General features: G+C 40.4%; 12 protein-coding genes. 5 read left to right on the top strand and 7 right to left on the bottom strand.

Going from position 1 to position 11,656, the window contains the following annotated elements; genetic code table 11:
* Nucleotides 1–71: 71 nt before the first annotated feature.
* From pheT to nth, 5 genes are all read right to left on the bottom strand, one after another.
* Nucleotides 72–2,486, bottom strand: a complete 2,415-nt coding sequence (gene pheT / locus MF1_RS00380) for a phenylalanine--tRNA ligase subunit beta (RefSeq protein ID WP_161510212.1) — start codon at nucleotides 2,484–2,486, stop codon at nucleotides 72–74.
* 38 nt (nucleotides 2,487–2,524) lie between these two features.
* The gene (gene pheS / locus MF1_RS00375; RefSeq protein ID WP_161510211.1) at nucleotides 2,525–3,604 is read right to left on the bottom strand and encodes a phenylalanine--tRNA ligase subunit alpha; all 1,080 of its coding nucleotides are present in this window, start codon (nucleotides 3,602–3,604) and stop codon (nucleotides 2,525–2,527) included.
* Nucleotides 3,605–3,697: 93 nt separating this feature from the next.
* A complete protein-coding gene (rplT, locus tag MF1_RS00370) occupies nucleotides 3,698–4,099 on the bottom strand; it encodes a 50S ribosomal protein L20 (RefSeq protein ID WP_161510210.1) in 402 nt (133 codons plus the stop codon).
* A gap of 33 nt (nucleotides 4,100–4,132) precedes the next feature.
* On the bottom strand, nucleotides 4,133–4,336 hold the full coding sequence (gene rpmI / locus MF1_RS00365) for a 50S ribosomal protein L35 (RefSeq protein ID WP_011178909.1): 204 nt from the start codon (nucleotides 4,334–4,336) through the stop codon (nucleotides 4,133–4,135).
* 148 nt (nucleotides 4,337–4,484) lie between these two features.
* Nucleotides 4,485–5,225 carry an endonuclease III gene (gene nth / locus MF1_RS00360; protein ID WP_161510209.1) on the bottom strand — a complete coding sequence of 247 codons (741 nt, stop codon included), beginning with the start codon at nucleotides 5,223–5,225 and terminating at the stop codon, nucleotides 4,485–4,487.
* A gap of 108 nt (nucleotides 5,226–5,333) precedes the next feature.
* Between nth and MF1_RS00355 the strand changes: the two genes are divergently transcribed.
* Nucleotides 5,334–5,765 carry an Hsp20 family protein gene (locus MF1_RS00355; RefSeq protein WP_014923623.1) on the top strand — a complete coding sequence of 144 codons (432 nt, stop codon included), beginning with the start codon at nucleotides 5,334–5,336 and terminating at the stop codon, nucleotides 5,763–5,765.
* A 25-nt stretch (nucleotides 5,766–5,790) separates the two neighbouring features.
* Nucleotides 5,791–6,042 (top strand): BQ00720 family protein, encoded by a 252-nt coding sequence (locus tag MF1_RS00350; RefSeq protein ID WP_011178906.1) that lies wholly within the window; start codon nucleotides 5,791–5,793, stop codon nucleotides 6,040–6,042.
* Between the two features lie 1,424 nt (nucleotides 6,043–7,466).
* On the opposite strand, the gene MF1_RS00345 is transcribed toward MF1_RS00350, so the two are convergent.
* Both MF1_RS00345 and MF1_RS00340 read right to left on the bottom strand, forming a co-directional pair.
* Nucleotides 7,467–8,054, bottom strand: a complete 588-nt coding sequence (locus MF1_RS00345; protein WP_011178905.1) for a transglycosylase SLT domain-containing protein — start codon at nucleotides 8,052–8,054, stop codon at nucleotides 7,467–7,469.
* A gap of 108 nt (nucleotides 8,055–8,162) precedes the next feature.
* Complete coding sequence (locus MF1_RS00340; RefSeq protein WP_161510208.1) at nucleotides 8,163–9,347, bottom strand: DNA recombination protein RmuC; 1,185 nt, start codon at nucleotides 9,345–9,347, stop codon at nucleotides 8,163–8,165.
* An 89-nt stretch (nucleotides 9,348–9,436) separates the two neighbouring features.
* Between MF1_RS00340 and def the strand changes: the two genes are divergently transcribed.
* Genes def through truA form a run of 3 tightly spaced genes read left to right on the top strand, consistent with a single transcriptional unit; the run spans nucleotide 9,437 to nucleotide 11,641 of the window.
* Nucleotides 9,437–9,967 (top strand): peptide deformylase, encoded by a 531-nt coding sequence (def, locus tag MF1_RS00335; protein WP_014923620.1) that lies wholly within the window; start codon nucleotides 9,437–9,439, stop codon nucleotides 9,965–9,967.
* Nucleotides 9,967–10,896, top strand: coding sequence for a methionyl-tRNA formyltransferase (gene fmt, locus MF1_RS00330; RefSeq protein WP_161510207.1), 930 nt, complete (start codon nucleotides 9,967–9,969; stop codon nucleotides 10,894–10,896). Before def ends, fmt begins: the two co-directional genes overlap by 1 nt.
* 1 nt (nucleotide 10,897) lies before the next feature.
* The gene (truA, locus tag MF1_RS00325; RefSeq protein WP_014923618.1) at nucleotides 10,898–11,641 is read left to right on the top strand and encodes a tRNA pseudouridine(38-40) synthase TruA; all 744 of its coding nucleotides are present in this window, start codon (nucleotides 10,898–10,900) and stop codon (nucleotides 11,639–11,641) included.
* The last annotated feature ends 15 nt before the right edge of the window (nucleotides 11,642–11,656 follow it).

The following is an 11,656-nucleotide window of genomic DNA, read 5'->3' as shown; positions in this document are numbered from 1 at the left end:
TTGAATGCCAAAAAATAAGGGAGCACTCAAAAGTGCTCCCGCTTTATAAAATAATCCGATAAAAAAGAGATTCAACGACGCAGATATGCGCCCGTTGCTTTGGTGACATTTTCTACCACTTTCGAAGCAAGCGCTTCTATATCCCCATCAGTTAAAGTCCGTTCAATAGGTTGAATAGCCACTTCAATCGCAACAGATTTTTTATCTTCACCAAGACTTAAATCTTCAAAAACATCAAAAACCCGAACCGAATGAATAAGCTTTTTATCCGCTCCACTCGCAGCACGAACAATAAGAGAAGAAGTAATCACTTTATCAACTACAAATGCAAAATCACGCCGCACCATTTGAAAAGGCGATAGTTTCAAAGGAGAACGGCTTTTTGTTGCCTTTTTCTTTGACTCCGGAATCCGATCGAGAAAAATTTCAAAACCGCATAAAGGGCCACTGACATCTAATCTCTCTAATATAGCAGGATGAAGAACACCAAAAAAACCAAGAACAATCTTTGATCCAAGCTTCATGACCCCTGAACGACCAGGATGATACCAATCAGGTGCTCCAACCTCAATTTGAACCTTGTCAAGATCTAGCCCACATGCTTCTAAAACAGCCAATGCATCTGCTTTCGCCTCAAAAACATCAACTGTTCTCGTATGACCATCCCAAAAGCGCCCTGCTCCTTCAAACCGCTCTGTTCCACGGCGAATACCACCAGCAACACTCTGTTGCTTTTCAGGGGTATCATCTTCGTAGATGTTAGAAACTTCAAACAAAGCAAGATCTGGAAAACCACGATCAGCATTTCGCTGTGCAGCTATAAGCAATCCAGGTAAAAGAGAAGGACGCATTACTGACATATCAGCAGCAATGGGATTTACTAATTTAAGCTGTGCTTGACCTCCTCCAAAAGCAATTGCCTGACTTTCAGAAATAAAAGACCATGTCACAGCCTCTCTCATACCGCGATCCACTAAAGCCAAACGCGTAACACGTGAACGAATCTGTGTGCATGTTAAAACTTGGCCTTTTGCCTCTGCAAAACCTTCCAATGGAATTGGCTCAATTTTATCAAGTCCATAAATCCTCATCACTTCTTCTACTAAATCCGCTTTACCAGCAATATCAGGGCGCCATGTTGGTACTTTAACCGTAACCACATTTCCCTCACCTTCAATACCAAATCCAAGGTTTGTTAAAATAGTAATGGCTTGCTCACGCTCTATTTCCAGATGTGTTAAACGTTTAATTTCAGAAAAAGGAAAAGCTATCTGTTTGATTTCTGGCTGCTGATAACCAACAATCTTTGTCTTTGAACCTTCACCGCCACAAAGACGTAAGACCAATTCTGTTGCAACCTCAAGCCCTGTTTCCATAAAAGCTGGATCAACACCCCGTTCAAAGCGATAACGCGCATCACTGACAAGCCCTAATGCCCGGCCCGTCTGTGCAATACTGCGCGCATCCCAAAGTGCCGACTCAATGATAACACGGCGTGTCATCTCATCACAGCTCGTTCTCTCACCCCCCATAATACCAGCAATCGAAACAATTCCCTCTTCATCTGCAATGACACAATCCTTAACGCTTAAATTATAGATTTTTCCGTTAAGCGCTTGAAGTTGTTCTCCTTCACGACCACGACGTACCCTCAAATCCCCTTTAATTTTATCCGCATCAAAAACATGAAGTGGACGACCAACATCAAAACTTATGTAATTACTCATATCAACTAATGCATTCATTGGTCTCAAACCAATCGCACTTAAACGCTGCTGCATCCATTGCGGCGATACCCCATTTTGAATATTACGGACTTCACGCCAAGAAAAACCTAAACATAATGATGTGTCTTGCGAAAAATCTAAAAAAACACGCAACGGCGTTTCAAAAGAAGACACAAATTTTGGCAAAGATAATTTTCTTAACCGTCCGATTCCAGCAGCAGCCAGATCACGTGCAATACCGCGAACACCTGTGCAATCAGAACGATTAGGTGTCAAACTAAGATCAATGACCGGGTCATCTAAACCTGCATAAGTCGCAAACAAACCTCCAATAGGTGCATCTTCTGGAAGCTCGATAATCCCATCATGCTCATCTGATAATTCAAGCTCCGCTTGTGAACACATCATCCCAAAACTTTCAATACCGCGGATTTTCCCTACAGATAAGGTCACATCAAGCCCAGGCACATAAGTGCCTGGCAACGCAAGAACACCAACGAGCCCAACACGTGCATTTGGCGCCCCGCAGATAACTTGCACAGGCGTCCCGGATCCTGTATCAACTAGCAAAATTTGTAATTTATCTGCATCAGGATGCTTCATTGCCTTTAAAACTTTCGCAATCACAAAACCTTTTAAAGAAGAACGGTCATCAACATGGCCAACCTCAAGGCCGATAGCCGTTAGTTTGTCACAAATTTCATCCAAAGATGCATCGGTCTCTAAGTGATCTTTCAACCAAGACAATGTAAATTTCATTTTAAAACCTCACAGAAAAACTATGACAAGATCACACATTATCTTAAACCAGGAAAAAAAGCAGGCATGTCAAAACAGCGAAAGCCATAATGATCTAACCAACGCAGATCAGCATCAAAAAAAGCCCGCAAATCAGGCATACCGTATTTTAACATCGCAATACGATCAATGCCCATTCCCCATGCAAAACCCTGATACACATCGGGATCTAAACCAACATTCTGTAAGACATAAGGATGCACCATTCCGCAGCCTAAAATTTCCAGCCAATCCTGTCCTTCCCCGAATTTTACTTTCGAACCAGAGCGATCACATTGAATATCCACTTCCATGGATGGTTCAGTGAAAGGAAAAAAAGAGGGGCGGAAACGCATATTTACAGAAGGAACTTCAAAAAAAGCTTTACAGAAAGTCTCATGAAGCCACATCATATGCGCAATAGTAGAAGTTTTATCAATCACAAGACCTTCTACCTGATGAAACATGGGGGAATGAGTCGCATCCGAATCCATACGATAAGTTTTTCCAGGAATAATGATACGTATCGGTGCTTTTTGCTTTTCCATCGTACGAATTTGCACAGGTGATGTATGGGTACGCAATAATTTCCGCTCTCCCGTTTTATCAACATCAAAAAAGAAGGTATCATGCATTTCGCGAGCTGGATGACCTTCAGGAAAATTCAATGCCGTAAAATTATAATAATCTGTTTCAATATCTGGTCCCTCTGCAAGTGAAAAACCCATATTCGCATAAATAGCTATAATTTCCTCAATCACCTGTGAGATAGGGTGAATACGCCCCCGTTCTAGAGGTGAAGAACGAACAGGCAAGGTAACATCAACCGTTTCACGAGAAAGTCGCGTATCCATTGCCTGACGCTTAAGAAGATCACGCTTTTGCACCCATAATTCTAAAACACGATTTTTTAATCCATTAAGAACTGGTCCAACTTTATGGCGTTCTTCAACATCCATCTTTCCTAATGCTTTTAATTTTTCAGCGATGCAGCCTTTTTTGCCTAACGCTGCAATACGCACTGTTTCAAGTGTCTGTTCATCACTCGCTGCCTCTAAAGCCAAACAAATTTCTTTTTCAAGACGCTCAATATCGTTCATACTTTTGCCTATCTTGTTTGAATAAAAAAACCCGCACTAGCAAAAACCAGAACGGGATCCCGAATGAATGTGCTTTAAGAGAACGCGACTGGCTTACTTGACAGCGCCTTCAAAAGCATTAGACGTTGTATCTCTCAAATACTCTAAAGCTTTCTTTGCGGAAGCTACTAAAGCAGAGAATGCCGCTGACTCATGAACTGCTATGTCTGAAAGAACCTTACGATCAATCTCAATACCGGCTTTTGATAAACCATCAATAAAGCGTCCATAAGTTAAGCCTTCTGCGCGAACAGCAGCATTGATTCTCTGAATCCACAAAGCACGAAAAGTGCGTTTCCTATTTTTGCGATCACGGTAAGCATACTGCTTCGAACGATCAACCGCTGCTTTAGCTGCACGAATAGTATTTTTACGACGACCGTAAAAGCCTTCAGCTTGTTTAAGAACTTTTTTGTGCTTAGCGTGCGCTGTCACACCTCTTTTTACACGTGCCATGTAATAATCTCCTAAAAATCAAAAGCGCAAGGTTTAAAAACCATTCGGTAAATAATATTGAATGACTTTTTTAGCATCTTGATCACTCAAAACCATTGTTCCACGAGCATCGCGAATAAATTTATTTGAACGTTTAATCATGCCATGGCGTTTACCTGCAGCCGCTACCTTAACTTTGCCTGACGCAGTGATTTTAAATCGCTTTTTAGCTGATGATTTGGTCTTCATCTTGGGCATTTTGCTACTCCATACATTTTAGTCAGGTGGATCTTTTCACTCAAGCGGACCAACGCTTGAACAAGCATTTAAATAGCCACGGCATGCCCTGCCAGGTGACTCTAACAGTATTTTCATAAGCCAGTATACACAAAATAGCAAGTCCGTATCAAAAAAAAATCGGAGCTCCATTGCCCTGAATTTCAACCAAAGGTGCTGGAACTGCATTTGTTTTGATTGCTGCTTTACATAAATCAGCAATGATACATTGCCTACATTGTGCTTTACGCGCTTGGCAAATATAACGCCCATGTAAAACGAGCCAATGATGTGCATAACGAAGATAACGAACTGGTATAATCTTTAGCAACTTTTCTTCGACAATCTCTGGTGTTTTACCAGGCGCTAAACCAAGACGATTCCCAAGACGCAAAATATGCGTGTCCACCGCTATTGTAGGTTGCCCAAAAGCAACATTCAAAACAACATTAGCCGTTTTACGTCCTACCCCAGGAAGTGTCATAAGAGCCTCACGATTATCAGGCACTTGCCCGCCATACTGATCAATTAAAAAGCTGCAAAGCGCGTAAACATTGCGTGCTTTTGCACGCCAAAGCCCAACTGTACGAATATGACGTGCAATTTCTTCTTCTCCTAACGCAACCATTTTTTCCGGGTGATCAGCAAGGCGAAATAATTCTTTCGTCACTTTATTAACGCTCGCATCTGTAGCTTGAGCTGAAAGAACAACTGCAACCAAAAGAGTAAAAATATTGGTATAAATAAGATCACTTTTGGGGGTAGGACGTTGAACAGAAAAACGGCGAAATATTTCTGCAATTTCAGCTTCCCTATACAATATTCCAGCAATTTCTCTTGCTTTTAACAATTTTACTGTTTTGTGAGTCATTGAACTCTCTCATCTTTCCTCTTGAAGTTACCACTTACACTTGCCATATGAGAGGGATAGAACAAACGCTTTTTTTAGAGTATAGCCGCTTTGAAGAGGACATTCACAATGACACATGTGACGCCTTTCTCCAATCCCCTTCTTTTAGGATTTGAAGCGGTGGAGAAAACATTGCGACGTATTAATAAAGCTGATGAGACCTATCCAGCCTATAATATAGAGCGTTTACACAAAAACGATGAAGCAAACCATATACGCATCACTTTGGCTGTTGCCGGATTTAAAGTCAATAATCTCACTATTTTTCTAGACTGCAATCAACTGATCATTCATGGCAAACAAACCGACAATCAAAACCGTCAATATTTATATCGTGGTATAGCTGCACGCCAATTCCAACGTACGTTTGTTCTTGCTGAAGGAATGCACGTCACAAATGCCGAGTTGAAAAATGGTCTTTTATCAATTAACTTATACCAACCGAAATCAAAAAAACAAATAAAGCAGATTCCAATTAAAGTCAGTAGTGCTGAGTCATAAAGTTGAAGCGTAAAGGAATAATGAAATGGGAGAGCATAAACAAAATTTGTCGTTGCAAGATATGACCCATTCTGATACAGGCCAGGTTGCTTATTTAAAAAAAGTTTGTACAGATGATCTAGCTAAAAACTTTCCAGATCTTCCACCAATGACCCCAGGCATTACAATATGGGCTCTTTTTGGTGAAACAGGTTATCCGATCATTTTATCCGATGAGCGCTCTATCGCTCTTGCAGGAGCCAATGAGCATGAACTACAAATTGTAACTCTGCATTAAATTGTGTGTACTTCAATCTCTAAGCCAGAGGATGATTGGAGCTTAAAAAAACAATTCCATAAAAGAAGAAGCTCTTTATCCTCCCACGAGGAGATACGTCTAAAGTGATTGCATTTATTGAAGAAGCCTTCGATAAGATAGCGTTCTTTTTAAAATTGTTCGCTATTGTTCTGTGTTGTTTACCCCTTTAAGCGGCAAGCAAGAACAGTGACGCTGTCTTGCTTTTTCACCCATTCTCTTCGTATCTTTGAGGTGTAACCTTTAGAAGTAATAACTTGCATATTTTTATCCCCCATAAAGAAGCTGATCTGCTTGGATAATATCATTGCAGTCTCTTATTGTTAAGAAGAACATGTAAAGCTTGACTCAAAACATCCACCACAGCATGACGCTTCGAGGATAAATTTGGCTTGCTTTTTGCCAACGCTTCCCTCTCATGCTTATCTTCTTTATAGCCTGCTGCACAATTTATAGTTTCCAGCATAGAGATGGACCAAGATAAAGGGAGTATTGATCCTTACAGTTTTACCATCATAACCTGTAAATTCTTGATAAGATCTTCAAAAACTAAATACCGGCCATCTTTCTGACACCAGGATTGATAACATTTATTAATAGATGCCATGCCACTTTGCCGTGGGTGCTAGACTACTTGCGTGAAATGCAAAGGGGAAATTTTTGCCATTGAGTCCACACGCTTAAAAGAAAATGAACCCATTTCACAAAGCATTGGGTAAGGTTTTTAGTCCTCACGTGTACTGAGAGAGACTTATCCTCAATAAATCGTAAATCCTTTGTCAATCCTTAACTGATGAAATGCTTCTGCGTAGTAATATGCCTGTTCTTTACAAATGGAACATTACTACCATTCTACTTTTATCTCAAATCTTAATTTAATGCACAAAACTTAGATTGCTTCACAAAAAAACAACTGACCCATACTTATAGATTCGTCCGTTGCCCGATAAAGCACGATGGAAAACCTTTTTCTCTGGATAAACTGGAAGAAAATAATTCTGGTTTTAAGGAATCATAGTTCTTTTTAATCAAGAAGTACGGTGGAGCTTAATTTCAAGCTTTTCTGTTTACAGACCACTCATCTTTTTGAACAGCAACGTTTATTTTTTCCCCTTTGATAGAGAGGCTTTTGTTGATCAATTTTATTTGGCGGATCATTCTGCCAGATTTTTATGTTGAACTTTTTACTTCTTGAAACAAGATCTTCTTCTCAAAAAAGATTTTTATAAAAATATCCTTTACATCGTCCTCCCAAATACATTGCAAAAGCCTCCTCCTATCGCCTGGATTTACTTAATTTGTGTAACAAGAAAAGCTATATCTGTCCATTCAATCATGACAAATCTGGTTATCGAATCAATTTCAAAACCACTCCAATCCCCGATTCAGATATTTTCACAGTCCCCCTAACGCCGTCTACATGTCCTTAATTGTTGTTCATAGTGGCTCGATATTTCTGCCATACGTTCTGCTGCCTGTGCAAGTGCTGCAGTTACACGACCCCCACTACGCGCATAAGCACCGTGTCCCATATGATAATTTAAATAAAGTCTATAGGCATCATTAAACCTCACACCATTCTGTTGAACAGTTTGACGATGATACCAAGCAACAAAATCAGCAGCATCTGCAAAATTGGTACGTCGAGCAAAAGATTTTCCTGTAGAGCGGAGATACATTGCCCATGTACCGTCAAGAGCTTGAGCATAACCATAAGCTGTCGACTGACGTTTCCATGGAATAAAACCAAAGAGTTTTTTGCGTGGAGGACGTGCATTATGATGAAAACTTGATTCCACATTAATGGTTGCAAGAATAATAGACATAGGAATGGCGTAGCGCATTTCTGCTTTTTTAGCAGCCTTTTCCCAATTATCAAAAAAACCATCTTTTTGAGCTAAAATAGCGCAAACATTGCTTGTATATATAGGAGGTTTTTTTGCACACCCTCCCAAAAAAAACACCAATGCTCCTAAAAACAAAAGGTGTCGCATATTTTCTCTTCCTCTCATTAAAAAATAAAACGCACACTATGGATACTAAAAAATTACTATCAATCAACAAAGGATACAATCACATTCTGTTGTAGTGAAACCCTTACTTTATTCCTCATCAACAAAATGTAATGTTTGCGATTGACCAGAAGTTGCCATTTGCGCTGACACAGAATCCTTCTCCTTTAATTCAAAAGCTTCAATACGGTTAGCCCGTTTTATAATTTTAGAGGATGATGTTAAAATCCCTTCAATATCCTCGCCCACTTTGTAAAAGTGTTTCTGTAAAGCGCGAACACGTGTATCCATTCGTTCAAAATCTTCCATCAATTTTGCTACTTCTGACTGGATAAAATGTGCTTGTTCCCGCATCCGTGCATCTTTCATAATCGTTTGTACAACCTGAACAGATAGCATTAACAAAGATGGTGATACAATAATCACATGCGCCCGATTGGCTTTTTGTACCAATGGCTCAAAATCTTCATAAATTGTTGCAAAAATCGATTCCGATGGTACAAAGAGAAAAGCAGTATCGTGGGTTTCTCCAGGAATCAAATATTTTTGTGTAATATCACGAATATGTACCTCCATATCAGTGCGAAATTGGCGCTCTGCATTTTGGCGTTCTTGAGATGATGATGCTGCACGCATCGCATTCCAAGCCTCTAGAGGAAATTTAGCATCAATAACAAGAGAGGGTGCCTCATGAGGCATATGAATGAGACAATCTGGTCGTTTTCCATTTGAAAGAGTCGCTTGGAAAACATACGCATTCGTTGGTAAAGCATCGGCAATAATTGCTTCCATCCGCCCTTGACCAAAAGTGCCACGCGTCTGCTTATTGCTTAAAATAGCCTGTAGCTCAACAACCTGTCCCGTAAGTGATTGAAGATTATTTTGCGCCGCATCAATTACCGCTAAACGCTCTTGCAAACGAGTCAAACTTTCATAAGTAGATTTTGTCTGCACCTGAAGAGTGTGACCCAAATTGGTTGCCATCCCATTGAATTGCTCATGAATAGATTTATTCAATTCAGCCTGTCTTTGACCAAAAATTTCTGCCATAGCTTGCATCCGCCCTTGCATTTCAGCTTGTGTTTTCAGCAATGTCGCCATTTGCATTTGTGCCTCACGGGCGCGTTCAGCAGTTTCACTTTCCAAAAGTGTTTTTTTTCGATGAGAATGTAACAGCATAAAAAATGCCAAGCAAACGAGTATAAGCAAAAGTAGATGTATCAGTTTAGCAAAAGGTTCACCAAAGAGCATAAAAGAAAGAAACGAATCAAACATGGGAAATAATATAACGCTCTTATCTAAAAAAGCGCAAAAATCCGTTATTCAATATTGACCTATAACAAACCATTGATTAATCTGCATCCATGCCAATTAAACCTTTAGTTATTTTACCTGATCCAATTTTACGGGAAGTGTCCAAACCTGTCGAGCATGTTGATTCAACCATCCAAAAACTCGCAGATGATATGTTGGAAACGATGTATGATGCCCAAGGTGTTGGCCTTGCCGCTATTCAGATTGGGATACCACTACGCATGTTGGTCATAGATGTCTCTAGAAATGAAACCCAAAAAAATCCGCTTGTTATTATTAATCCTGAAATCTTATGGCTTTCCGATGAGCGTAATATTTGCAAAGAAGGTTGCCTTTCTATTCCAGAGTATTATACAGAAATCGAACGGCCCAAACGTCTCTGTGTTCGCTATCAAGATCGCGAAGGAAAACAAACAGAAATTGAGGCAGATCATCTCCTGGCTACTTGTTTGCAACACGAAATCGACCATTTAAATGGTCGCCTTTTTATTGATCACATTTCGAAAATCAAACGCGATATGGTGATACGAAAATTTAAAAAACGCGCAAAAGAAAAAAACGCACAGGAAGCAATTTTGTAATGGGATTACGATTAAGTTTTATGGGAACACCTCATTTTTCCGTTCCCATTTTACATGCTTTATTGGATGCTGGCCATGATATTGTAGCTGTTTATAGCCAACCCCCCCGCCCAGCAGGACGTCGTGGTCTTAAAATGATCCCCTCACCCGTTCAAAATGCAGCACAAGCAAAATCCATTCCTGTTTTCACACCACAGACACTCAAAACAGCCGAAAAACAAGCACAATTCGCAGAACTTGCTGTCGATGTTGCTATTGTTGTTGCCTATGGACTATTCTTACCGAAAGCCATTCTTGAAACACCGCGTTTGGGTTGTTTCAATGCCCACGCTTCACTTTTACCACGTTGGCGTGGTGCTGCGCCTATTCAGCGTGCAATTATGGCTGGTGATAAGGAAACAGGGATAATGATTATGAAAATGGATGAAGGACTTGATACCGGATCTATCGCTTTATCTCGCTCTATCCCCATTACTGATAACACCACCGCCGATGAACTTTCAAACAAGCTCTCACATATCGGTGCAGAACTTATGATAGAAATGCTATCGACTCTTGAAAAAGGGCAACTTAAACTTACTCCACAATCAGAGGAAAATATAACCTATGCCTCAAAAATCAAAAAGGAAGAAACGCGCATTGATTGGACAAAATCTGCAGAATTTATTCATAGGCAGATCCGTGCTCTTTCTCCCTTTCCTGGTTGTTGGTGCAAAATGAATATCGCCGGTCGAGAAGAACGCGTAAAAATTCTCGGAAGTCGCTTAACAAAAGGCCCTTCTCGTGAAATTGGGTGGATAGAACCCAATTCTTTAATTATTCATTGTGGACAAGGGCGGATAGAAATAACTTCCCTCCAAAAATCTGGTGGTAAAATTCTTGATAGCGCAGCATTTTTGCGAGGTGCTCGTCTTTCTACTGTTTTTTGATATGCCACGTTTTAAACTCACCCTTGAATATGATGGCTCAAATTATGCTGGCTGGCAACGCCAAGCAGAACTTCATACCATACAAAGTGCCCTTGAACAGGCTATTTTTCATTTTAGTGGACAACAATTAACCATTACAACAGCCGGCAGAACTGACGCTGGTGTTCATGCTACAGGACAAGTTGCACATGTTGATTTCATCAAAAATTGGCAAACATATACTGTCCGCGATGCACTCAATGCTTATTTACAAAAACAGGGAGAAGAGATTGCCGTCCTAAACGTACAAAATGTCCCGGATAGCTTTGATGCACGATTCTCCGCAATCAAACGCCATTATCTCTTTAAAATTCTCAATCGTCTCTCACCACCAGCCCTAAATATCAAACGCGTATGGTGGATACCAAAACCTCTCAATGTTGACGCTATGCATCAAGCTGCTCAAAAACTTGTAGGACAACATGATTTCACCACTTTCCGCTCAGCCCATTGCCAAGCCAAAAGTCCTATTCGTACCCTTGAACGTCTCGATGTTTACAAGGAAGGAGAAGAGATCTTCCTCTATGCACAAGCCCGCTCTTTTCTTCATCATCAAATCCGTTCATTTGCAGGAAGCCTCATGGAAGTTGGTATTGGACGTTGGACTGCTCAAGATCTTGAAGCAGCTCTCCATGCTAAAGATCGTAAGCGTTGTGGCATGGTTGCACCTCCTTCAGGACTTTATTTGACACAAGTCGACTATTAACTATTTTTTAAAAGT

Source organism: Bartonella quintana (assembly GCF_009936175.1).
GTDB classification, from domain to species: Bacteria; Pseudomonadota; Alphaproteobacteria; order Rhizobiales; family Rhizobiaceae; genus Bartonella; species Bartonella quintana.
This window is presented reverse-complemented; position numbering and strand designations above follow the sequence as displayed.